Origin of the sequence: Streptomyces spinoverrucosus (genome assembly GCF_015712165.1) — a bacterium.
GTDB lineage: Bacteria > Actinomycetota > Actinomycetes > Streptomycetales > Streptomycetaceae > Streptomyces > Streptomyces spinoverrucosus_A.
The window spans coordinates 5703506-5725984 of the sequence record NZ_JADPZX010000001.1; the positions used below are offsets into that span (position 1 = coordinate 5703506).

General features: G+C 72.0%; 18 protein-coding genes. 1 reads left to right on the forward strand and 17 read right to left on the reverse strand.

Annotated elements, in window-relative coordinates; translation table 11 throughout:
- Positions 1-405, reverse strand: a complete 405-nt coding sequence (locus I2W78_RS25965) for a globin (protein WP_196462681.1) — start codon at positions 403-405, stop codon at positions 1-3.
- Between the two features lie 107 nt (positions 406-512).
- Between I2W78_RS25965 and I2W78_RS25970 the strand changes: the two genes are divergently transcribed.
- The gene (locus I2W78_RS25970) at positions 513-1499 is read left to right on the forward strand and encodes a methyltransferase domain-containing protein (RefSeq protein WP_196462682.1); all 987 of its coding nucleotides are present in this window, start codon (positions 513-515) and stop codon (positions 1497-1499) included.
- Between the two features lie 74 nt (positions 1500-1573).
- Here the strand turns inward: I2W78_RS25970 and I2W78_RS25975 are convergent, their stop codons facing one another.
- The 16 genes from I2W78_RS25975 to I2W78_RS26050 all read right to left on the reverse strand — a co-directional run bounded on the left by I2W78_RS25975 (position 1574) and on the right by I2W78_RS26050 (position 22478).
- Positions 1574-3226, reverse strand: coding sequence for an FHA domain-containing protein (locus I2W78_RS25975; RefSeq protein ID WP_196462683.1), 1653 nt, complete (start codon positions 3224-3226; stop codon positions 1574-1576).
- Between the two features lie 82 nt (positions 3227-3308).
- Positions 3309-4655, reverse strand: coding sequence for a vWA domain-containing protein (locus I2W78_RS25980; protein WP_196462684.1), 1347 nt, complete (start codon positions 4653-4655; stop codon positions 3309-3311).
- 110 nt (positions 4656-4765) lie between these two features.
- Positions 4766-6070, reverse strand: a complete 1305-nt coding sequence (locus I2W78_RS25985) for a PP2C family serine/threonine-protein phosphatase (RefSeq protein WP_196462685.1) — start codon at positions 6068-6070, stop codon at positions 4766-4768.
- A gap of 3 nt (positions 6071-6073) precedes the next feature.
- Positions 6074-8626 (reverse strand): serine/threonine-protein kinase, encoded by a 2553-nt coding sequence (locus tag I2W78_RS25990; protein ID WP_196462686.1) that lies wholly within the window; start codon positions 8624-8626, stop codon positions 6074-6076.
- Positions 8623-9966, reverse strand: coding sequence for a hypothetical protein (locus I2W78_RS25995; protein ID WP_196462687.1), 1344 nt, complete (start codon positions 9964-9966; stop codon positions 8623-8625). The genes I2W78_RS25990 and I2W78_RS25995 overlap by 4 nt, the downstream gene beginning before the upstream one ends.
- Before the next feature lie 48 nt (positions 9967-10014).
- Positions 10015-11031, reverse strand: coding sequence for a glutamate ABC transporter substrate-binding protein (locus I2W78_RS26000; protein ID WP_196462688.1), 1017 nt, complete (start codon positions 11029-11031; stop codon positions 10015-10017).
- A 14-nt stretch (positions 11032-11045) separates the two neighbouring features.
- Positions 11046-12488 (reverse strand): hypothetical protein, encoded by a 1443-nt coding sequence (locus tag I2W78_RS26005; RefSeq protein WP_196462689.1) that lies wholly within the window; start codon positions 12486-12488, stop codon positions 11046-11048.
- 158 nt (positions 12489-12646) lie between these two features.
- Complete coding sequence (locus I2W78_RS26010; RefSeq protein ID WP_196462690.1) at positions 12647-13621, reverse strand: N-acetylglucosamine kinase; 975 nt, start codon at positions 13619-13621, stop codon at positions 12647-12649.
- Positions 13612-14871, reverse strand: coding sequence for a 6-phospho-beta-glucosidase (locus tag I2W78_RS26015; protein ID WP_196462691.1), 1260 nt, complete (start codon positions 14869-14871; stop codon positions 13612-13614). Before I2W78_RS26015 ends, I2W78_RS26010 begins: the two co-directional genes overlap by 10 nt.
- A gap of 8 nt (positions 14872-14879) precedes the next feature.
- The gene (locus I2W78_RS26020) at positions 14880-15755 is read right to left on the reverse strand and encodes a carbohydrate ABC transporter permease (RefSeq protein ID WP_196462692.1); all 876 of its coding nucleotides are present in this window, start codon (positions 15753-15755) and stop codon (positions 14880-14882) included.
- Positions 15755-16690, reverse strand: a complete 936-nt coding sequence (locus I2W78_RS26025; protein WP_196462693.1) for a carbohydrate ABC transporter permease — start codon at positions 16688-16690, stop codon at positions 15755-15757. Before I2W78_RS26025 ends, I2W78_RS26020 begins: the two co-directional genes overlap by 1 nt.
- 10 nt (positions 16691-16700) lie before the next feature.
- Positions 16701-18047 (reverse strand): ABC transporter substrate-binding protein, encoded by a 1347-nt coding sequence (locus I2W78_RS26030; protein WP_196462694.1) that lies wholly within the window; start codon positions 18045-18047, stop codon positions 16701-16703.
- Positions 18048-18091: 44 nt separating this feature from the next.
- Complete coding sequence (locus tag I2W78_RS26035; RefSeq protein WP_196462695.1) at positions 18092-19324, reverse strand: ROK family transcriptional regulator; 1233 nt, start codon at positions 19322-19324, stop codon at positions 18092-18094.
- Positions 19325-19565: 241 nt separating this feature from the next.
- The gene (locus I2W78_RS26040) at positions 19566-20780 is read right to left on the reverse strand and encodes an acyl-CoA dehydrogenase family protein (protein ID WP_196462696.1); all 1215 of its coding nucleotides are present in this window, start codon (positions 20778-20780) and stop codon (positions 19566-19568) included.
- A 1-nt stretch (position 20781) separates the two neighbouring features.
- Complete coding sequence (locus I2W78_RS26045) at positions 20782-21735, reverse strand: 3-hydroxyacyl-CoA dehydrogenase NAD-binding domain-containing protein (RefSeq protein ID WP_196462697.1); 954 nt, start codon at positions 21733-21735, stop codon at positions 20782-20784.
- Entirely contained in the window at positions 21732-22478 is a 747-nt protein-coding gene (locus I2W78_RS26050) for an acetoacetate decarboxylase (RefSeq protein WP_196462698.1), read from the reverse strand. The genes I2W78_RS26045 and I2W78_RS26050 overlap by 4 nt, the downstream gene beginning before the upstream one ends.
- Position 22479: the final 1 nt, after the last annotated feature.

A 22479-nucleotide genomic window follows, 5' to 3' on the forward strand; every position in this document is an offset into this window, starting at 1 on the left:
TCAGCCCGCTGTGTTCACCATCGAGGCCGCCGCGTACGTGAGGTAGTTCCACAGCGTGCGCTCGTGTTCCTCGGACAGACCCAGCTCGTCGACGGCGTCCCGCATGTGCTTCAGCCAGGCGTCGTGTGCCGCCCGGTCGACGGTGAAGGGGGCGTGGCGCATGCGCAGGCGGGGGTGGCCGCGATTCTCGCTGTACGTCGTCGGGCCGCCCCAGTACTGGATCAGGAACAGCGTGAGGCGCTCCTCGGCGGGGCCCAGGTCCTCCTCGGGGTACATCGACCGCAGGACCGGGTCCTGGGCGACTCCCTCGTAGAAACGCCTGACCAGGCGGCGGAAGGTCTCCTCCCCGCCGACCTGCTCGTAGAAGGTCTGCTCCTGAAGCGTGCCGCGCCGAATCTCATTCACGCATCCATGGTCTCAGACGCGGCGGACCAGGACTCAAGTCCTAGGACCCGCGCAGTCGGCGGGCCCGGGTACTCGCCTCGCACTGTGAAGCGCAGCACAGTGGACATATGGGCGCGCATGCACTCGACAAGGACCTGGAGGCCGTCGCCGCCTCGGCGCGGGCCGCGCTGGTGCGGGAGATCGACGCGAGCGGGGCGTGGGCCGCGGACCCGGTGTGGCGGGAGGCGTTCGCGGCGGTCCCCCGGCACCTCTTCGTGCCGTATTACTACGTGGGCGTCCTGGGTGGCTACGAGCGGCGCTGGGGCGAGAGCCCAGACCCGGAGGCGCGCGAGCGCTGGGTGCGCGGCGCCTACGCCGACACCCCACTGGCGACGCGGCTGCGGGACGGCGAGCTGCTCTCGTCCAGCAGCCAGCCGTCGCTGATGGCGATGATGCTGACCGAGCTGCGGGTGCGGGACGGCAACCGGGTGCTGGAGATCGGCGCGGGCACCGGTTACAACGCGGCCCTGCTCGCGCACCGGCTCGGCGACGACGACCTCGTCACCACCGTCGACCTGGACCCGGAGATCACCGAGTCGGCACGTCGGCATTTGAACGCCGCCGGGTACCACCCGGTCGTCGTCACCTCCGACGGGGCGCGCGGGGTGCCCGAGCGCGCTCCCTTCGACCGCATCATCGCGACCTGCACGCTGGCCTCGATCCCGCCCGCCTGGCTCGCCCAGTGCCGTCCCGGCGGGCGGATCCTGACGCCGCTCGCCACCGGGCTGGTCGCGCTGACCGTGCGGGACGCCGAATACGCCGAGGGGCACTTCCTGCACACGCCCGCGTACTTCGTCCCGCTGCGTGGCGCCGGGCGGCCCCAGTCGGAGCCGGTGGCGCTGGGGGCGGTGCCGCGCCGGGGGCGGGAGCACGAGCTGTTCCGGTTCCTGCTCGCCCTGACCCGCGGCAGCCTCGATCCGCAGGAGGCGTACGCGCTGTGGGAGCGCGAGGGGCGGCCCGGACGGGAGCGGTACGGCATCACTGTCGGCGGCGGACGCGAGTGGGCGTGGCTGGACGAACCGGAGGGGCCGTATGCCTGGCCCCTCCCTGACTGATCCGCCGGGCCGAATGAGCCGCCGGACAGTCTGACCCGCCGACCCGCCGACCCGCCGACCCGCCGACCCGCCGCTCAGCCGCGCCGGATCGTGATCGTCGTCCAGGCGCCCACGTGCACCCGGTCGCCGTCCTGCAGCTGCACCGGCACGAAGGGCTGGATCGGGTCCTCCGAGCCGTTCACCGTGGTGCCGTTCGTCGAGTTCTGGTCGACGATCGCCCAGCTGCCGTCCGGCTGCTGAACCAGCACCGCGTGCTGGTGGGAGACGCCCGGGTCCTCCGGCGGCACCGACAGGTCGATGTCGGGGGTGTCGCCGGTGGAGTGCCGGCGGCGGCCGATCGTGACCTGGTTGCCGGCGAGGGTGCGCTGCTGCTCCGGGGAGTACGCGGGCAGGTTGAGGCCCGCCGCCTCGGGGCCGGAGCGCTGCATCATCGCCATGAAGTACTCGCGGTCCGGACCGATGGTCGCCGTCCAGGTCGCAGGCCGCTGTGGGGCCGCGGGACCGGGCGGCGGCGCGGACTGGGCACCGGGGTGCGGATAGCCGTAGCCACCGGGCTGACCGGGACCGCCGGGCTGACCGGGGCCTCCCGGGCCGCCGGGGCCGGTGGACGACGGCGGGGAGAGCACCCAGTCGTCGTCACCGCCACCGAAGGACGGGCCACCCGGCTGAGGCCGACCCGTCTCCTGGGGGAACGCGGGCGGTGCGGCCGGACCGGACGCCTGGAAGGCCTGCGGCGCGCCCGGGTGCGTACCGGGGCCACCCGGACCACCGGGCCCACCCGGACCGGTGTTGGGCGTCGGCCCGGGCGGCGGTGGAACCGGCCGCGACGGGTCGGCACCGAAGCCGGGAGGGCCGGACGGGCCGGGCCGCTCACCGCCGAAGCCGGACGGGCCGGGCCGTTCGCCGAAGGCTGAGGGGCCGGGGGAGCCGGGGGTTCCGGGCTGTTCGCCGAAGCCGGGAGGGCCGGATGGGCCGGGCCGCTCACCACCGAACCCGGGCGAGCCGGGTCGTTCGCCGAAGGCCGACGGACCGGAGGGACCGGGAGCGCCGGGCCGCTCACCGAACGCCGGAGGACCAGGGGGAACAGGAGGACCCGGTCGCTCACCGCCGAACCCAGGAGGCGCAGAAGGCCCGGAAGCCCCGTGAGCCCCAGGAGGCCCACCGGCCCCCGGCCGCTCCCCGCCGAAGCCACTCCCAGGCCCGGACGCCCCTGAGGGACCCCCGGGGTCGCCCCCGAACGGCGGCCCGGGCGGGATCGGTTCGGCCGGCCGGTTCATCTGTGACGGACGCGAGCTCTGGTACTCGTACGAGTCACCGCCCCCGAACGACGGCGGTGGCCCGGACGGCCGCTGGAACTGCGGGGCCGGCGGGCGCGGTGCCGCCGGGGTGTACGAAGTCGCGGTGTTGGTCAGGAAGTTCCACCGGCACTCCTCGCAGAACGGCGCGGCGCCCTCACGGGGCGTGCGGCACTGCGGGCACAGCTCGGGCGCCGCGTCCGGTCCGGCCGACGGGTGCGGACGTCCGCCGGGCTGACCGGTGTTCGGCCCACCGGACGGGCCAGGACCCCCGGACGGACCGGGGCCGCCGGGCGGCGGTGGGAAGCCGTAGCCGCCGCCCGCCGCGGGCGGAGGCGGAGGGGGTGGAGGTACGGCACCCGCCATGCGGTGACCGCAGACCTCGCACCAGTCGTCGGAACCCGACTGGTGTCCGTTCGGGCAGGTCGGCATGTCGGCGCTTCCCCCTCTCCTTTTCCGGCCGTTTCGACCGGATTTCTCCAACCCCGGGGGGTCGGGCTCGCTTTGTTTCAGGTCACTTCTTTACACGAACGGTCTTTGTCGACCGGGTTTCGAGAGTCATCTCGTCGGCCTCCGCGACCTTCGCCTTCAGTCGCACAGTACCTGTCGCGGCATCGACCACGTCCACCACCTTCGCAAGGAGTTTCGCAGTGTCCGCGTTTCCGGAGGCGCCGGCGAGCTGAACGGCGCGGCCCAGTTTGGCCGTTGCTCCATCGATATCTCCCGATTTGCGCAGGTCCAGCCCCTGTTGGATGACTTGGGCCAGTTCGGCCTGGCCGGTGTAGTGGGCGACCTGGGGGTTGATCGACGTCGAGGCGGCCATGTCGTCGGTCCATACGGCTCGTACCAGGCCCTGGGCGCCGAGGTTCTGGGCCGTGCCGTCGGGTTGCGGGATCACCAGCAGGACGCGGGCGGCGAGCATCTCCTGGCCGATGTTCGCGGCCGGGACCTCGACGCAGATGTGGTAGTCACGGGACTCGTCTCCCCAGGAACCGGTGGGGTAGTCCCCGGCGCGCGGGCCCGCCTCGGTGCGGCGGCGGGTCAAGTCCTCGACGGTGGGCGCCACTTGCTTGACGAACTTGATCGCCGTGTCGACGGGCGTCCACAGTCGCAGGGCGACGTCCGCGACCTCCTTGCCCATCGCCGTCTCCATCATCTGCGTGAAGTCGGCGGCGAGGCCGGCCGGGTCGGCGACGATGTCGGCGGTGCCGAGCAGGGCGGACGCGATGCCTGTGACTTCTTTCACTTCCCAGTCGGTGCCCACGCCACGGGCGTCACAGGTGAAACGTCCGGCGCAGGCGTCCAGTGAGGCCTTGAGGGCCTCGGGCGACTCGTGCTCGTTGCGGCCGTCGGTGAGCAGGATGCCGTGCCGGATCGCGACGTCCGCCGAGGACAGCAGGCGGTCGGCGAGCCGCAGCCATTCCCCGATCGCCGTACCGCCGCCCGCGCCGAGCTTGCGCAGGGCCTGCTTGGCCTGGTCGCGGGTGGTGGCGTCGGCGACGGCGAGGCGGCCGCCGCCCGGGTAGACCTCCTTGGCGACATGAGTGCCGCCGATCACCGCGAAGTGCACGCCGTCGCGCAGGGTGTCGATCGCGGCGGCCGTGGCGTCGCGGGCGTTGCGCATCTTGGTCGGCGGGTAGTCCATCGACCCCGAGCAGTCGACCATGATCGCCACGGCCGCGGAGGGGCCCTGCCCCGGCGAGTAGAGGTGAGGGGCCGTGACCGCGCTGCCGATCGTGCCCCCGCCGGTGGCGGTCACCGTGACGATCGCGTTGACCTCCCGGCCGCCCTCCGGGAGGTACTCGTTCTGGTACACGTCCACCGAGAACTGCGGCACGTTCGACTTCGAGAAAATGGCCATACGTTCTCAAATCCCCCTTGAACGCCCCCACGAAAGGTGGGGAGATGACGGAAATGCGGACCGGTCCCCTCCGGTCCGCCCAGCCTTCCCAGGCCTCCCCGTGCGCGGCCTCAGGCCGATCCTGCCCCCTGCGGCGGGGCCGGGAACGGCACGACGGCCACTGTTACGTTGTCGTGGCCGCCGCCGTCCAGGGCGTGACCGACCAGGACGCGCGCCCCGTGCAGCGGACGTACGGCGGCGTCCGGCGGGAGGACGCCGGCCATCTCCTCGGCCGCCTCCGCGTAGTTCCACAGGCCGTCGGTGCACACCACCACCACACCCGGCCGGTCCGGCTTGAAAGCAGCCGTGTGCGGCTCCAGTTCGTAGGCGTCGGCGCCGAGCCAGCCGGTGATCGCGTGGGCGCGTTCGTCGGCGTAGGCCTCGGCCTCGTTCATCAGGCCCGCGGCGACCATCTGGGCGGCCCAGGAGTCGTCCTCGGTGAGGCGGGCCGGCGGGGCGCCGCGGTCCACCGGGACCCAGTAGGCGCGGCTGTCGCCGACCCAGCCGACCACCAGCAGACCGGCGGTGACCACGGCTCCGACCAGGGTGCAGGCGGGGGCGTTCTGGTGCGGCTGGTGCTCGCGGGCCGTGGCGGGTTCCTCGGCGAGGGCGTTGACCGCGTTCGAGGCGGCGACGATCGCGTCGTGCATCGCCTGCTGCGGATGCGTGCCGAGCGGCAGGGCCGCCAACAGCGACTCGCTGGCCGCGCGGGAGGCGGCGAGGGAGGCGTCGTCCGGGCGGGTCGCCGAAGAGACGCCGTCGCAGACGATCGCGACCAGCGCGTCCGAGCCGTCGGGCAGGGCGGTGCGGCCGATGCCGAACGCGTCCTCGTTGCGGTGGTGGCGCAGGCCCCGGTCGCTGACGGCGGCCACGGGGCCGGACTCCTGCTCCATGTGATCGCGTTCGCGCGGCTGGGCGTGCCCGCAGTTCTCGCAGTAGCCGTCATGATCGACACGGCCCGCGCGGCAGGCCACGCACACCGTGGCGGGGTCCGCCTGCGCGGCGAGGTCGGCGGCGACGCGCGGGTCCGGGGCCTGGAGGGGGTACTCCTCGGGCTCCCGGGGCCGGTCGAAGCGGACCCCGCCGCCCTGGTGGGCCGGGGGCAGGGGGGAGCCGCCCGGGTCCGTGCCCGGCGGGTCCGCCGGTGGCTGGGCGGCGGGGGGCGGGCCACTCGGGTCGGCCACGCCGGGCCGGCCGGCGGCCGGGGCGGGCTGTGGGACCCCCACCCCCGCGCCGTTCATGGTGAGGGTCGGGCTGTCGTCCGGCCGTGGCGGCACGGCGGACAGGTCGTATCCGCACGCACCGCAGAAACGGTCACCCGACTCGAGGGGTTCCTCGCAGCTCGGGCAGGCGGACAGCTGGGGCATCTGCGACATCAACTACACCCATGTCCGGGGGCGGTAACGATTGGCACGTTCCACCAGGTCGATCCTCTCCTCGCCGCCCCGCGCCAGGCGGGCCAGCGTGCGGTACGAACGCTCCAGGCCGAAGCGCAGGCCCCGTTCGTCCAGGCCGCTGCCGAGCAGCGTCCGTCCCCCGGCGGCGGGAGGAGCGGAACCCTGGCCACCGGAGAGTATCCAGTCCAGGGCGCTGCCGAGCACTTCCGTGGCCAACTGCTCCCGCCGGGTCGGGTCCAGACCGTACGCGTCCAGCGCCTCGACCTGCCCGGCGGCGGCGGTCAGATCCTCCAGGAAGGGTACGTCGCCGGCGGCGGCCGTGCGTTGCCTCAGCCGGGCCCGCACGGCGGCGACGCGGGCAGCGGTGTAGTGGATGGACGACTCCGGTACCGACTCCAGGGCGCCCACAGCGCCGCGCCGGTCGCCGGTGGCGAGCTGGACGCGGGCCAGGCCGAAGGCGGCGCTCACATAGCTGGGGTCGGTCGCCCACACCAGGCGGTAGTACTCGGCGGCGTTGTCGAGCTGGCCGAGCACCTCCGCGCACAGGCCCAGGGCCAGCTTGGGCGCGGTTTCGCCGGGGAAGGCGTCGTAGATCGCGTCGAAGGCGAGGGCGGCGCCCTCGTGGTCACCGGTGACCAGCGCGGCCAGCCCCCGGTACCACACGACCCGCCAGTCGTCGGGCCGCTCGTCCTCCAGCGCGCCCAGGGCGTCCAGCGCGGCCGCGGAGTCGCCGTTCTCCAGCCACGCCCGGATCTGCCTCAGCCGCGTCTCGACGGACGGCGCGGGCGCGGCGGCGAGCGCACTGAGCAACTCGGCCGGGGCGGTGGCCATGAGGCCGGCCAGGAATCCGGCGTTGGGATCGGTCGGGTCGACGCGCGGAACGGGCAGGGCGAGGGCGGCGGCACCGGTGCCGACCGGCTTGACGAGGTCCGTCCCGCCGGTGAGGGCGTGCAGGGCGCCACCGGCCGGGAGCGGCGCGGTCCCCAAGGCGGCTCCGGCAGGAGCCCCGGCAGCGGGAGCGGCCCGGCGCGGGGCCGCCACGCGTGCCCCCAGCCGTGAGACGTCACCCTCCAGCCGAGGGAACAACTCCGTGTCCGTCACCCGCAGTTCCGGCCCGAACAGCGTCGACAGCGCGGGCCGCGCCCGGCCCGTCTGCAGCGACACGACCTCCCGCAGCACGCCCGTCAGCTGCTCCGACATCTCCTGCGCGGAGGCGAACCGCCGGGCCGGGTCGGGGTCGGTGGCGCGGACCAGGAGGCGGTAGAACGACTCGTACTGCCGGAAGACCTCGATGTTGTCGGGGTCGGGCAGGGAGTCGGCGTAGACGTTCGTGTAGCCCTGGAAGTCGAAGGTCAGGACGGCGAGCGTGCGGCCCACCGTGTACAGGTCCGACGCCACCGACGGGCCGACCTCCGCGACCTCCGGCGCCTGGTAGCCCACCGTGCCGTAGATCGCGGACTCGTCGTCGTCCATGCGGCGCACCGCGCCCATGTCGATCAGCTTGAGCTGGTCCTCGGTCTGGATGGCGTTGTCGACCTTGAAGTCGCAGTAGAGCAGGTTGCGGCTGTGCAGGTGGTCGAGGGCCTCCAGGGCTTCGATGCCGTACGCGCAGGCCTGCTCCACCGGCAGCGGGTCGCGCCGCCCCTCGGGGGTGCGGCGGGCGTTGGCGATCTCCTTGAGGGACTTGCCGCCGACGTACTCCATGACGATGTACCCGTCGAGGGAGCCCGTGCGCTGGTCGAGGTGTTCGACGAAGTTGTAGATCCGCACGATGTTGGCGTGCTCGATCTCGGCGAGGAAGCGCCGCTCGGAGATCGCGGCGGCGAACGCGTCCTGGTCGCCGGTGTCCAGCAGGCCCTTGAGCACCACCCACCGGTCGGAGACCGCGCGGTCGACGGCGAGGTAGATCCAGCCCAGCCCGCCGTGCGCGAGGCAGCCCGCCACCTCGTACTGGCCGTGCACGACGTCGCCGGTCTTCAACTTCGGCACGAACGAGTAGGGGTGCCCGCACTTGGTGCAGAAGCCCTCCGTGCGCCCCGGACGGTCGCCGCGGGCGCGGCCTACCGGCGCCCCGCAGTCCGAGCGTGAGCAGAACCGCTTCCGCTCCGGCACCTCCGGGTTTTCCAGCACCATCGCGCGCGGGTCGGGCCGCGGCACCTGCGGCACCTGCACCAGGCCCGCGCCCAGCCGCCCCCGGGTCGAGGAGCCGGCGGTGGAGCCGGAGCTGCGTACCGACACCGAGCGGTTCGAGGTACGACCCGACAGCGAGCGGGAGAGCCGTCCCGACACCGAGCGCCGCGACTTCGACGACTGCGACGACGTACGGGAACTGCCGCGGGAGCCGGAGCGGGAACTGCCGCTGCCCGCCGAGCCCTTGCCGCCGCCGGTGACGCCGGTGGGCGGCGAGCCGACCATGCCGTCCGGGGACACCACCGGCGCCAGGCCGCAGGTGTCGCAGTAGAGCTCGCCGCCGCCGACGTCCTCGTAACGGCCCTCGCAGCCGGGCCGTTGACAGGTCCGCTGTGCCTGACTCATGACGACGACTCCCCCCTACGATCCTGAAACTCCGGCGGACCGCTCTGCTGCGGCACCCGTGGGGCGGTGCCGAGCAGTTCCGCCGCCGCGTGCTGGTAGCGCAGCACGGCCTGCTCGGCGACCCGCAGGTCGCAGGGCGCGCTCCACAGCATCCGCCGGGCCGCGTCGTACCGCTCGATCAGGAACGGGTCCTCCGCGAGGCCGTGCCGGGCGATCTTCGCCTTGTACGCGTCGAGGCGGCCGCGCAGCTCGGCGCGGACCGCGAGCGGGGCCGTGACGGCGGTCAACGACTCGCGGGCGCGCAGCAGTTCGTCCTCCGCCTTCTGCTCCAGGGACTCCAGGAGCGGGGACAGGCGGTGCCACTGGGCCTGTCTGCGGTACTCGGCGGCCGTCGCCAGCTGCTCCTGCAGCGCGGTCGGCGGGCCGCTGACCACCGGCACCTCCGTGGCGGCGATCTTCGCGAGCACCTCCCCGCGCGCGGTGCGCGCCTCGGCGAGCGTGCGGTCCGCGCGCGAGAGCACGTCCCGCAGCTTGACCAGGCGCTGCTCGGCGTCCTTGCGGACGGCGAGGACGGCGTCGATCTCCCGGCGCACCTCCTCCAGGGCGCGCGCCTCCCGGTCGTAGACCGTGGTGTCCGGCTTGCCGCCGCCCGGCGCCGAACTGCCCTCGGCGGGCAGCCAGAACGCCAGCGGGTCGGACACCACCTGCTCGCGCAGCCGGGTCAGGGTGCGCGTGATGCGCTCCAGGTCGTCACCGGCCGGGTGCTCGCCGGGGCGTACGCCGACGGAGTGCGCGAGCCTGCGGGTGCGCTGCAGTTCGGCGGCGAGGAGATCGATCCGGGCGGGCAGTGCCGACCACACCGCGTCGGCGGCGACGACCATGTCCAGCGACCTGGCGTACAGCTCGTTCATCCGGTCCACGAGCGTGACCAGGGTGAACCTTTCGCTGAGCTTGCCCGTGCCGTGCAGCGTCGGCGCGTTCGCCGTGGCGGTGGCGCTGCCGGCGACCGTGACGCACTCGCCGCGCAGCAGCTCGGTCAGCTCCACCAGGTCCTCGCGGCTGGACCAGCGGCGCCGGGCGCGGATGTCGCGGGCGGTGCGCAGCGCGTCGGTGTACGCGTCGAAGTACGACCACAGCAGGGAGACCGACGCCTCCGTGGCCGCCCAGCGCTCCCTGGTCGTGCCGGTGAGCTCGGCGCCTTCGAGGAGCCGGCGGCCCGCGTGGTCCTGGAGGGCGAACAGCGAGGTCTCGATCGCCTCGTGCTCCGCGCCGAGCCGCGCCAGCGCACGGTCCACCTCGTCCCGGTCCATTACCGGACCGGAGGCTCCCGTGACGCCCATCGATCACCTCTCGTCTGCTGGTCCTGCTGTCGGTTCGCTGCCGGCCGGTCACCTGTAGCGCGGGGTCGGCGGGGTCGCCGACTCCGAGTCCCTACCCAGCGTCGGTGACAGCCACCTGTCGTACGAGGCCTTCCAGCCGCCGTCCGCGCGGTAGTCCGCCAGTATGCGGTTGACCCGGCGTACCAGATCGTCGGCGTCCTTCTTCATCGCCACGCCGTAGTACTCCGTGGTGAACCGGTCGCCCTTCAGTTCCACCGTCGGGTCCTGCGCGGCCTGGCTCGCCGCGAGCGCGCCGTCCGTCACCACCGCGTCCACCTCGCCGAGTTGGAGCCTGACCAGGCAGTCGAGCTGGTTGGGGACGGTGGTGGATATGTCGGCGGAGGCGGGCAGCTTGCCGGACTTCTGGTCCGCCGCGAGGTTGTCGTACGCCGTCGAACCCGCCGCCGAGCAGATCCGCTTGTCCGCGAGGGTGTCGTCGTAGCCCTTGATCGTCGAGGAGTTGGGCGCGAGGACCTGCTGGCCGGTCAGGAAGTACGGCGCGGAGAACGCGACGTCCTCCAGCCGGGTGCAGGTGATGGTCATCGTGCGCACCACCATGTCGACCTGGCCGCTCTGGATCGCGGGGACGCGCTGGTTGGTGGGGATGGCCTTGAACCGGATCCGGTCCGGGTCGCCGAGCAGCTCCTGGGCGATGCGGCGGGCCAGGTCGATGTCGAAGCCCTCCAACTCGACGTTCTTCTCGGTGGCGTTGGGGTTGCGGTAGCCCCAGCGGTAGCTGTTCTGGTCGACGCCGACCGAGACGTAGCCGCGCTCCTTGATGGCGGCGATCGTGTCGCCCTCGGCGTTCGACGGGGGCAGGCTCTGGTCCTGGGGGTTCTCGCAGGCCTCCGCCTTCGCCTGCCGGCCGTCCGCGACGCCCCGGCCGCCGAGGCCGGTGCTGTCGTCGCCGCGCGGCTGGGTGTGCGGCAGCAGCAGCACGAAGGCCACGGCGAGGGCGCAGACGACCGCCATGGCGCCCACGCCGCCCCAGCCTTTCAGGCTGGCCCGCAAGCGTCGTGCATGCATCGTCACGCCCCCTTTCACCGGTACTCCGAAAGCCTGCGGCCGATACCCAGCACCGCGCCCGTCGCGCCCAGCACCGCGAGCAGGGCCGCGCCGGCCGGCAGACCGGTCATCGCGTCCCGGCCGTCGCCCGCGGCCTGCTCGAACTCCAGCTTCTCGTGCGCCAGCGCGGTCTCCAGGCTGCGGTCGACGTTGTCGAAGCACTCGCCGGTCGGTTCGTCGCTCTTCGAGCCGATGATCTTGCTGAGCGCCGCCTGGTAGTCACCCGCGTCGTCGGCGTCGCGGGCCTGCTGGTGCCGCTCCTTCCACACGTCCATGCTGCCCACCGCGGCCTGCACGGGCTGCCCGCCCGCCTGGTCGTCGGCGAGGTCCTTCGCGGCGGCGAGACCGTCGGCGAGGTCCTTCATCGACGCCTGGTAGGCCACGTCGAACTTGTCCTTGAACTCGCCGCCCACCTCGACCGTCTCCGCGCCCCGGCTGACCAGCGTGAGGTTCTCGTTGCCGCGCGCCTTCAGCGAGGCGATCCGGGCGTCGTGCAGGACGTTCAGGGAGCGGACGCCGTGGTCGTAGGAGTCGTTCAGACCGGCGCGGGCCACGCTGTGGCCGACGACCAGCCAGAGCAGGACCACCGTCGTGGTGGCCGTGGCGGCGACCAGGCCGTGGTTCAGGACCCGGTTCGTCCGCTGGTACGTGCGGTGCTGGGCCCAGGCGAGGCCGGCCAGGGCGAGGACGCCGAGGGCGATCGCCACCCAGGGGTACGGCGTCGCGTCCGCGTAGTCGCCGCGCAGCCGCTCGTTCTCCGTCTTGTAGAGGTCCTCCGCCGCGGGGAGCATCTCGGTCTGCATCGTGTCGTTGGCGTACCGCAGGTAGGCGCCGCCGAGCGGGTAGCCCTGGCGGTTGTTGGCGCGGGCGCGCTCGATGAGGCCCTTGTACTCCGGCAGGAGCCGGTTGAGCTTGGTGATGGTCTCGGCGGAACGGGAGTTCGGGTCGGAGTTGTTGGCGGCCAGGACGAGCTTCTCGGCCGCCGTGCGGATGTCCTTCTCGTACCGCTCCCGGGAGGCCTTCGTCTCCTGGCCGCCGGCCAGGAAGCCGCTGGAGGCCGCGGTGTTGGCGTCGGCGAGGGAGCGGTAGATGTCGGCGGCGGCGGAGCTGAGGGGCTGGCTGTTGTTCAGCACGTCGTCGGCGGCGGCCGCCCGGTCGGTGGCCTGCCAGGCGGTCACTGCGCCGAAGGCCACGACCAGCAGGGCGAGGAACGCGCCGATGATGCGCAGCCGGCCCGGCTCGGTGGTCGCGGCGGCGCGCAGCTGGTCGACGTTTTCGGCGAACGCCGTACGGCGGGGCGGAGTGCCGGCGGCCGGCGCGGGTCCGGGCGGGAGAGGGCCCTGCTGGGGCGGCACGGTGGGCAGGGTGGGCACGCGCGGTGCCGGTGGTGCCGCGCTGCCCTTCGGCGGTTGTGTCACTCCTGACCTCCCCCATGGTCATCCGTCGCCGCAAGTATCGCTGCCCGGACTGACATCCGCACCGGCCTTGCTGGATCTTGACTGTGCGCGATCCTCGCAGCACCCCCTGCCCATGAATACGCCCTGGGAATCGGTTCGGTTCCGTCAACCGGGAAAGCTCAGCCCTCGAAGAACGCCCGCACCCGCTCCCGCACCCGCGCCTCCACCACCCCCAGCCGGTCCAGTCCCAGCAACGCCGCTCCCAGCACCGGAGGCGCCGTCACCACCCGGGGTACCGCCTTCGGGGCCCGCGCCGCCAGCAGCTCGCGTACACCGTCGTCGAGTTGCGGATGCCGCGCCGCCAGCACGCTGCCTCCCAGCAGCACCGGCGTCTCCTCCTCCAGCAGGTCCAGCCGGGTCAGGGCGACCGTCGCCATGCTCACGACCTCCTCGGCCTGCCGGTCGACGAGCGCGCGGGCCACCGGGTCGCCGTCGGCGGCGGTGGCGAAGAGCACCGGCGTCAGTTCGTGCCGCCGGCGCGCCGACACCTGCTCCAGGTGCAGCGCCTCGATCAGCGCGTGCATGGAGTCGTACCCGAAGTGCGCGGGCAGGGTCCGCGCCAGCTCGGTCGGCCCGCCCCGTCCGTCCTCGGCGCGCGCCGCGTGGAACAGCGCCTCCACGGCCAGGCCCCAGCCGCCGCCCCAGTCCCCGGACATACGCCCGATCGCCGGGAACCGCGCGGTGCGCCCGTCGGGCCGCATGCCGACGCAGTTGATGCCCGCCCCGCACACCACCGCGACCCCGCGCGGCTCGGTCACCCCGGCTCGCAGGATCGCGAAGGTGTCGTTGCGGACGTCAACGGTGGCCCCCCACGCGCGCGCGTGCAGCGCTTCGGTCAACCGCTCCTCCTCAACGGGGAAGTCGGCGTTGGCGAGGCAGGCCGAGACGTGGGTGACGGAGGTGACTCCGGCCTCGGCGAAGGCCCGCCGCACCGCCTCGGCGAGCACGTCCGTCGCCGCCTCGACCCCCACGGCCGGGGGCCGGAATCCGCCGCCCCGCGCGGTGCCGAGGACGCGCCCGTCGGCCGCGACCACCGCGACGTCCGTCTTGCTGTTGCCCGCGTCGACGGCGAGGACATCTGCGGTCAGGCCCACGCGAGATGCTCCCGGTTGTGTGCGATCAGCTGGTCGGTGAGGGTGTCGGCGTACGCGTACTGCCCGATGAGGGGGTGGGCGAGCAGCGCCCTGAAGACGCGCTCCCGCCCGCCGCGCAGGGCCGCGTCCAGGGCCAGGTCCTCGTACGCCGTCACGCTCGCCATCAGGCCCGCGTACAGCGGGTCCACCGTGGCGACCGGCAGCGGCACCGGGTTGCCCTGCGAGCCCACGGCCGCCGGAACCTCGATCACCGCGTCGTCCGGCAGGAAGGGCAGCGTGCCCCGGTTGTACGTGTTCACCACCTGGTACGGGCTTCCCGCACCGCTCAGCAGTGCCGCCGCCAGATCCACGGCCGCCTCCGAGTAGAAGGCCCCGCCCCGCTTGGCCAGCAGCTCCGGCTTCTCGTCGAGCGCCGGATCGCCGTACATCCGCAGCAACTCCCGCTCCATGGCGGCGACTTCCTCCGCCCGCGAGGGCTTGGTGCGCTGCTCCCCGACGACCTCGTCGTGGGCGTAGTAGTAGCGCAGGTAGTACGACGGGATCACGCCCAGGCGGTCCAGCAGCTCGCGCGGCAGACGCAGGGCGGCGGCGATGGTGTCGCCGTGCTCCCCGAGCAGCTTGGGCAGGACGTCCTCCCCCGCCACCCGGACGCCGGTCTCCCAGGTGAGGTGGTTGAGGCCCACGTGGTCGAGGTGGACGTCGGCGGGGGCGACCCCGAGCAGCGCGGCGAACTTCCGTTGCAGGCCGATCGCCACGTTGCACAGCCCGACCGCCTTGTGCCCGGCCTTCAGCAGGGCGCGGGTCACGATGCCGACCGGGTTGGTGAAGTCGATGATCCAGGCGTCCGGGTTGGTCCGCCGTACCCGCTCGGCGATGTCGAGCACCACCGGCACCGTGCGCAGGGCCTTCGCCAGACCTCCCGCGCCGGTGGTCTCCTGGCCCACGCAGCCGCACTCCAGGGGCCAGGTCTCGTCCTGCTGACGGGCCGCCTGCCCGCCGACGCGCAGCTGGAGCAGCACCGCGTCGGCGCCCTCGACACCGGCGTCCAGGTCGGCCGTCGTCACCACCCGGCCGCCGTGCCCCTGCCGGGCGAGGATACGCCGGGCCAGGCCGCCCACCAGCTCCAGGCGGTCGGTCGCCGGGTCGACGAGCACCAGTTCCTCGACGGGCAGGGTGTCCCTCAGGCGGGCGAAGCCGTCCACGAGTTCGGGCGTGTAGGTCGAACCGCCGCCGACCACGGTGAGTTTCATACGTCCAGTCAACCCTTTACTCCGGTGAGTGTGACGCCCTCGACGAACGCCTTCTGGGCGAAGAAGAACACGAGGATCACGGGGGCCATGACCAGCACGGTCGCCGCCATGGTGAGGTTCCAGTCGGTGTGGTGCGCGCCCTTGAACGACTCCAGGCCGTAGGACAGGGTCCAGGCGCCGGGGTTCTCGGAGGCGTAGATCTGCGGGCCGAAGTAGTCGTTCCACGCGTAGAAGAACTGGAAGAGGGCCACGGCGGCAACGCCCGGCTTCGCCATCGGGAGTACGACCCTCAGCAGCGTCCGCAGTTCCCCGCAGCCGTCGACCCGGGCCGCGTCCAGGTACTCGTTCGGGATCGTCGTCAGGAACTGGCGCAGCAGGAAGATGGAGAACGCGTCCCCGAACGCCATCGGGATGAGCAACGGCCACAGGCTGCCGGACAGATCCAGTTGCTTCGCCCAGAACAGGTACATCGGGATGACGACGACCTGGGGCGGCAGCATCATCATCGAGATCACCAGCATCAGCGACAGGTTGCGGCCCCGGAAGCGGAACTTGGCCAGGGCGTACGCCACCGGGATCGACGACACCACGGTCAGGACGGTGCCCAGACCGGCGTAGAGGAGGGTGTTGCGCCACCAGGTCAGGAAGCCCGGTGTGTCGAAGACCCGCTGGTAGTTGCCCCATTCCCAGGTGTCCGGGATCAGATTCCGGCTGAGTGCCTGGCTGTCGCTCATCAGCGAGGTCAGCAGGACGAAAACGAAGGGGAGCGTGAAGAAGAGGGCGGCGGCGACGCCGAGGGCGTGCACGGCGATCCATTCGAGGACGGCCCGCCGCCGTGCCGCGGGCGTGGTCAGCACCACAGGCTTGTCGAGTACTTGCGCCATCAGTCACCTGCCTGGATGAGACCGCCCCGGCGCCGCATCAGCAGTGCGGTGAACGCCATCGACAGGGCGAACAGGACCAGTGCCACCACGCACGCCGCCCCGTAGTCGAAGCGCTGGAAGCCGAGGTTGTAGACGAGCTGGGGGAGGGTGAGCGTCGACTTCTCCGGGTAGCCGGGCTCGAACAGGGTGCCCGCGCCCTGGATCACGCCCGAGGCGACCTTCCCGGCGACCAGCGGCTGCGTGTAGTACTGCATGGTCTGGATCACGCCCGTGACCACGGCGAACATCACGATCGGCGAGATGTTCGGCAGCGTCACGTACCGGAACCGCTGCCACGCCGACGCCCCGTCCAGCTCCGCCGCCTCGTACTGCTCCTTCGGTACGTCGAGCAGGGCGGCCATGAAGATGACCATCAGGTCGCCGATGCCCCACAGGGCCAGCAAAGTGAGCGCCGGTTTGGACCAGGCGGGGTCGGCGAACCAGGCGGGGGCCGGGATGCCGGCCCCTTCCAGGATCGAGTTGACCGGGCCGGTGCCGGGGTTGAGGAGGAAGGCGAAGGCCATGGTGGCGGCGACGGGTGGGGCGAGGTAGGGCAGGTAGAACAGGGTGCGGAAGACGCCCGTGCCGGTCCTGATCTTCGTGATGAGCAGGCCGACGCCGAGTCCGAAGACGACCCGGAGGGTGACCATGACCAGCACCAGCCACAGGGTGTTGCGCAGGGCCGGCCAGAAGAGCGGGTAGTGCTCGAAGACATAGGTCCAGTTCTTCGTTCCGCTCCAGGTCGGCGGCCGGAAGCCGTCGTAGTGCATGAACGAGAAATAGACAGTCGAGAGCAGCGGATAGGCGAAGAAGACCGAGAAGCCGATCAGCCAGGGGGACAGAAAGGCCGCGGTGCGCAGTGCGGATCTACGGTGCTTGGCTGCCAGGGTGGTCATGGTGGTGCCGCTACTTCGCCTGGGCGATGTCCGTGTCGATCTGCCGGGCGGTCTTCTCCAGGCCCGCCTTCAGATCGGTCACCTTGCCGCTTTCGTAGTCGTAGCCGAACTGCTGGATCGTCGTCAGATACACACCGCCGTTGACGGAAGCCGGGGTGGTCGTGGAGTTCGGATTCGCGGCGATCTCCAGGAACGTCTTGAAGCGCGGGTCGTACTTCAGCTCGGGCGACTTCAGGGCGGCGAGCGTGGAGGGGACGTTGTGGATGGCGTTGGAGAAGTTCACGACCGCGTCCGTGTCGGTGGTCATGTATTTCACCAGCTCCCAGGCCGCGTTCTGCTTCTCGCTGGTGGCGGCGATTCCGGCGATGGTGCCGGTGATGTAGCCCTTGCCGTACTGCTCGGCCTGGTCGTCGGGGACGGGCAGCGGGGCGACGCCGATCTCGAAGTCGGGCCCCGCGTCCAGGGCCATGCCCAGGCGCCATTCGCCGTCGAGCTGCATGGCGACCTGGCCGGTGTGGAAGGGGTGCTTGGGGCCCCATTCGTCGCCGAGGGTGGCGCGGTAGGTCTCCAGTCTCCGGTAACCGCCGAGGGCGTCGACGAGCCGTTTCTGAAGCTTGAAACCGGCTTCGAAAGCGGGGTCCTTGGCGAGATTGGACTTGCCGTTGTCGTCGAAATAGGTCGGGGAGAACTGGCCGAGATAGTGCTCGGTGGTGGTCTCCCAGCCGTGGTAGTTCGGCATGAAGCCGAGCTGCTTGTACGAGTCCCCTTGAGAGATGGTCAGTTTCTTCGCCACCGACTCGAATTCGGACCAGGTCTTCGGTGGGGCCTTGACGCCCGCCTTCTCGAAGGCGGTCTTGTTGTAGTAGAGCCCGTACGCGTCACCCAGCAGCGGGACCGCACAGCGGTTGCCCTCGAACTGGGTGTACTCGTTCATGGCCTTCGGGAAGGTCTTCTCCGGGTCGATGCCGGACTTCTCGAAGAAGGGGTTGAGATCGACCAGCGCGCCCGACGAACAGAACTTTCCGACGTTGTTGGTGGTGAAGGACGAGATCACGTCGGGGGCGTTGTCGCCGCCCGCCCGCAGCGCCTGGTTGATCTTGTCGTCGGTCATGTTGCCGACGACCTTCACGTCGATGGTGGGATGCGCCTTCTCGAAACCGGCGATCAGCGACTTCACGGCCTCGACCTCGGAGGGTGCGCTCCAGGCGTGCCAGAAGGTGAGGGTCGTCGCCTGGGCGGGGTCGTCGTTCGCGCCGGAGGCGGACTGGCCGGTGCAGGCGGTGGCGAGGAGGGCGGTGGCGGTGAGGGCTATGGAGGCGGCGAGGTGAGTAGTCGCTTTTCGGGATGTTCCGGGCATGGCGAGGCCTCCCAAAGTAGGGGAAGGAGCAGGAACGGGGTTGCTCAGCGCGAGGTGTCGAAGACCTCGTCGCGGGTGGTGGCGAGGGCGCTCTCCAACGCGCCGCGCAGAACGGGGTGTTCGCGTACGTCACCGATGACGAGCCGGGGCCGGGCCGCCGCCAGCTCCGCCAACTCGGCCTGCACCAGGGCGCGCAGCGTCTCGCCGCCGGAGGTGAGGGAGGTGCCGCTGAGGACGACGAGTTCGGGGTCGAGGACGGAGACGAGGGAGGCGAGGCCGGTGGCGAGGCGCGTGGCGTAGGTGTGGAGGAGGTGGCGGTGGGGGTCGTCGCCGTTGCGGGCGGTGGAGTCGTACGCCTCCGCCGCGCGGGCCAGCAGGGTGGCGGCGACCTCGGTGTACGGGCCCGTGGGGATGCCCTGGACGCCGAGTTCGCGGGCCAGGGCGGGGATGGCCTGGGAGCCGGCCAGCTCCTGGTAGCCGCCGCTGTTGGCCTTGGTGACCTGGCGGACCAGGGGCGCGCCGGGGACGGGCAGGAAGCCGACCTCGCCGGCGCCGCCGGTCCAGCCGCGGTGCAGTCGGCCGCCGAGGACGAGGGCGGCGCCGAGGCCGCCCTCGTTCCACAGCAGTACGAAGTCGCCGTGCCCGCGGGCGGCGCCCAGCCGCTGCTCGGCGACGGCGACGAGGTTGACGTCGTTCTCGTACTCCACCGGCATCGGCAGGGCGGCGGCGAGTTCGTCGAGGAGGGTGGGGGAGTGCCAGCCCGGCAGGTGCGAGGCGTAGCGCAGCCGGCCGGTGTTGGGGTCGAAGGCGCCGGGGGTGCCGATGACGAGCCGCCGGATGTCGTCCCTGGTCAGCCCGGCCGCCTTCACGGCGCCGTCGAGGGCGTCGGTGACCTGGCGTACGACGGGCCGGGCGGGGCGTCTGCCGGGGTTGGGGATCTCGTACGTGCCGACCGTGCGGCCGGTGATGTCGGCGACGGCGGCGAGGATGCGCTCGGGGGTGACGTCGAGGCCCGCGGCGTGGGCGGCGGCCGGGTTGAGGGCGTAGAGCTGGGCGTTCGGCCCGGGGCGGCCCTCGCTGGTCCCGGTCACCACCACAAGACCGGCGGCCTCCAGTCGGGCCAGGAGCTGTGAGGCGGTCGGCTTGGAGAGGCCGGTGAGCTTGCCGATGCGGGTGCGGGAGAGGGGGCCGTGTGCCAGGAGCAGGTCCAGGGCGGCGCGGTCGTTCATGGCGCGCAGGACGCGGGGGGTGCCCGGGGTACCGCCGGTTCCTGCCATGGCTCGCACCTGCCTCTCGGCCGCTCAGCTTGGCAGCGGGCGGGCGGTGACGTCCATCCCGGCCACTGTTAGGAAGGTTTCCTATCGGGTGGCAGGAACGTAGGCCCGGCGGGGAGGGGGCGTCAAGAGCGGACGCCCCCGCGGCAACGGAGTCGTTACCTGCGGGGGCGGCTGCGAGGGGATGTCAGGCGTCCGGGAAGGGTGCCTTTCGAGCAGGAAGGATGCCCTCCGAGCCGGCGGATCACACGAAGGCGCTCTGCCCGGTGATCGACTTGCCGACGATCAGCGTGTTCATCTCGCGGGTGCCCTCGAAGGAGTAGATCGCCTCGGCGTCGGCGAAGAACCGGGCGATGTCGTGGTCCAGCAGGATGCCGTTGCCGCCGAAGATCTCCCGGCTCCAGGCCACGACCTCCCGCATCCGGGAGGTGACGAACGCCTTGGCAAGGGCGGAGTGTTCGTCGCGGAAGATGCCGGCGTCCTGCAGCCGGGCGAGCTGCGCCAGCATGCCCCAGGACGCGGTGATGTTGCCCAGGCTCTTGACCAGCAGGTCCTGCACGAGCTGGAAGCCGCCGATGGGGCGGCCGAACTGGCGGCGCTCCCGGGCGTAGTCGAGGGCCAGTTCGTAGGCGCCGGTCATGACTCCGAGCGCCTGCCAGGCCACCCCGCCGCGGGTGGCGCGCAGGATCTCCGCCACGTCCCGGAAGGAGTTGATGTTCTGCAGCCGGTCGGCCTCCGGGACCCGGACGTCGGTCAGGGTGATCTCGGCGTTCTCCACGATCCGGAAGGCCAGCTTGTTCTCGATCTTCACCGGGCTGAACCCGGGCGTGCCCTTCTCGACGACGAAGCCCTTGACGTGGTTGTCGTCGACGTCCCGGGCCCATACGACGACGTAGTCGGCGAAGGTCGCGTTGCCGATCCACTTCTTGGCCCCGTTCAGGACCCACGTGTCGCCCTCGCGCCGGGCGGTGGTGCGCATACCGCCCGCTACGTCGGAGCCGCCGAGCGGCTCGGTCATCGCGAACGCGCCGATCCTGTCCATCGCGGCCATGGCCGGCAGCCAGCGGTCGCGCTGCTCCTGGTCGCCGCCGGAGTGGATGGAGTACATCGCCAGGCCGTTGTGGACGCCGAAGAAGGTGGCCACCGAGGCGTCGGTACGGGTCATCTCCATGGCGAGCATGCCGGTCAGGAGGTTGCTCGCGGCGGGGCGGTGCTCGCCGTAGCCCTCGTAGGGCAGACCGGCGAGGCCGCTGTCGCGGAACAGGGTGATGAGCTCCTTGGGGAACTCGCCCTTGGCCCAGTGGTCGTTCACCAGTGGCTTGACCTGGTCGCGCATGAGGGCGCGGGCCTTGAGGAGGATCTTGCGCTCCTCGTCCGGCAGCAGCGACTCGTAGTGGTAGAAGTCGGCGGTCAGTTCGTCGGCAACCGGGCCGGCGGTGCCGGCGGTAAGGGTGGTCATCTCAGTTCTCCTGCTTCGGGGTGGCGCCGTCCAGGGCATCCAGGACCGCCAGTTGCCTGCGGTCGCGCGTCTCGGCGAGTTCCGCGTATGTGGCGGAGCCGTAGGCCTTTTCCACGGCTTGGATGAGCCGTTCCTGCTCCTCGGCGCTCCGCGCGGGGCGGCCGGGGTCGTCCCCCAGGCGCTGCATCGAGGCGCCTATGTGCCGGACCAGGTGCCGGTATCCGCCGGGTCCGCCGCCCAGGTGCGCGCCGAGGAACGGGCCGACCGTGGCCCAGCGCAGGCCGAGTGAGTTGGTCACGACCTTGTCGAGGTCCTCGGGGGTGACGACGCCCTGCTCGACGAGGTGCACCGCCTCGCGGCTGAGCGCGTTCTGCAGGCGGTTGCCGACGAAGCCGGGGATCTCCTTGCGCAGAACGACGGGAGTGCGGCCCACCGACGTGTAGAAGTCCGTCGCGGCCCGCACGGCGTCCTCGCCGGTGCGTCCGCCGGGGACGACCTCGACGAGCGGGAGCAGGTGCGGCGGGTTGAAGGGGTGGCCGATCAGGACGCGGGCGGCCGTGGCGTCCGGCAGCTCCCCGGTGAACGCGGTCGACGGGATCGCCGAGGAGGAGCTGAGCAGCAGCGCGTGTCCGGGTGCCTCGCGGGCGAGCGTGGCGAACAGCTCCTTCTTGAACTCGACGCGCTCGGGGCCGTTCTCCTGGACGACGTCCGCGTCCCGGACCGCCTCGGTGACGTCGGCCGCGATGCGCACCCGGTCGGCGAGGCCGGTCACGTCCAGGCCGCGGGCGGCCAGGTGCGGGGCGTACCGGGCCAGGGCCTCCTCGACGGCCTCGGCGAGGTCCTCGCGCGGGTCGCTCACCCGGACGGTCAGGCCGTGCGCGGCGAACAGTGCCGCCCAGGACAGTCCGATGGTCCCGGCGCCGATCACCGCGGCCGTACGGAATGCGCTGGTCATGAGGTGGCCCCCTGGAGGTAGTCGTGGACCGGCTCGACGCCGGACAGCGTCAGGTCGGTGAGGATGTGGCTGGCGGAGACGACCTCCAGCACCGGCAGGTCGGCCAGCGGGGCCAGCGCGTGCTGGAACAGCTGCAGCCGGGCGGGCCCGGTCCACGCGCCCTTGACGGTGACGTCGGTGATGCGGGTGCGGACGAGTTCCTGCACGCGCGGCGAACCGTCGTAGCCGGGGATGGTCTTGAGCATGAACGTCGGCACGGTGAGCTGTGCCTCGGCCTCGTCCCGGTCCAGTTCGTGGTGCTTGTAGCCCATGGTCGCGACGGCGACCCGCAGCATGCCGTAGTCGAGGGTGCCGACCAGCGTGCCGGAGTCGACGTGGAGCGCGGGGGAGCCGATGACCTTCGGATAGGCGGCGACCTCGCGGCCGGCGGCGGTCGCCGGGAAGTTGTCGAGGTACATCGCGTGCAGGTACTCGCCCCGCTCGCCCTCGAAGCTGACGGGGATCGCCTGGCCTGCCTCCGTGTAGGGGCCGTATCCGGTGACGTCGCCCATCTTCATGACCTCGAACCGGACCAGCGGCTCGTCGACCCGCAACGGTTCGGGTACGACGGCCCGCAGGGCGTCGGGGTCGGTGCGGTAGACGACGTTCAGGTACTCACGGTCGGTGAACCGCGGGATCGTCGGCGCGAACGCCGGGCTGGTGAGCGGGGTGGTGTGGTGCTGTCGTACGTCCTCGGTCCGCATG

Coding starts and splice junctions, on each gene's coding strand:
- I2W78_RS25970 (WP_196462682.1), top strand. CDS start 513: ATGGGCGCGCATGCACTCGACAAGGACCTGGAGGCCGTCGCCGCCTCG.
- I2W78_RS25975 (WP_196462683.1), bottom strand. CDS start 3,226: ATGCCGACCTGCCCGAACGGACACCAGTCGGGTTCCGACGACTGGTGC.
- I2W78_RS25980 (WP_196462684.1), bottom strand. CDS start 4,655: ATGGCCATTTTCTCGAAGTCGAACGTGCCGCAGTTCTCGGTGGACGTG.
- I2W78_RS25985 (WP_196462685.1), bottom strand. CDS start 6,070: ATGTCGCAGATGCCCCAGCTGTCCGCCTGCCCGAGCTGCGAGGAACCC.
- I2W78_RS25990 (WP_196462686.1), bottom strand. CDS start 8,626: ATGAGTCAGGCACAGCGGACCTGTCAACGGCCCGGCTGCGAGGGCCGT.
- I2W78_RS25995 (WP_196462687.1), bottom strand. CDS start 9,966: ATGGGCGTCACGGGAGCCTCCGGTCCGGTAATGGACCGGGACGAGGTG.
- I2W78_RS26000 (WP_196462688.1), bottom strand. CDS start 11,031: ATGCATGCACGACGCTTGCGGGCCAGCCTGAAAGGCTGGGGCGGCGTG.
- I2W78_RS26015 (WP_196462691.1), bottom strand. CDS start 14,871: ATGAAACTCACCGTGGTCGGCGGCGGTTCGACCTACACGCCCGAACTC.
- I2W78_RS26020 (WP_196462692.1), bottom strand. CDS start 15,755: ATGGCGCAAGTACTCGACAAGCCTGTGGTGCTGACCACGCCCGCGGCA.
- I2W78_RS26025 (WP_196462693.1), bottom strand. CDS start 16,690: ATGACCACCCTGGCAGCCAAGCACCGTAGATCCGCACTGCGCACCGCG.
- I2W78_RS26030 (WP_196462694.1), bottom strand. CDS start 18,047: ATGCCCGGAACATCCCGAAAAGCGACTACTCACCTCGCCGCCTCCATA.
- I2W78_RS26035 (WP_196462695.1), bottom strand. CDS start 19,324: ATGGCAGGAACCGGCGGTACCCCGGGCACCCCCCGCGTCCTGCGCGCC.
- I2W78_RS26040 (WP_196462696.1), bottom strand. CDS start 20,780: ATGACCACCCTTACCGCCGGCACCGCCGGCCCGGTTGCCGACGAACTG.
- I2W78_RS26045 (WP_196462697.1), bottom strand. CDS start 21,735: ATGACCAGCGCATTCCGTACGGCCGCGGTGATCGGCGCCGGGACCATC.
- I2W78_RS26050 (WP_196462698.1), bottom strand. CDS start 22,478: ATGCGGACCGAGGACGTACGACAGCACCACACCACCCCGCTCACCAGC.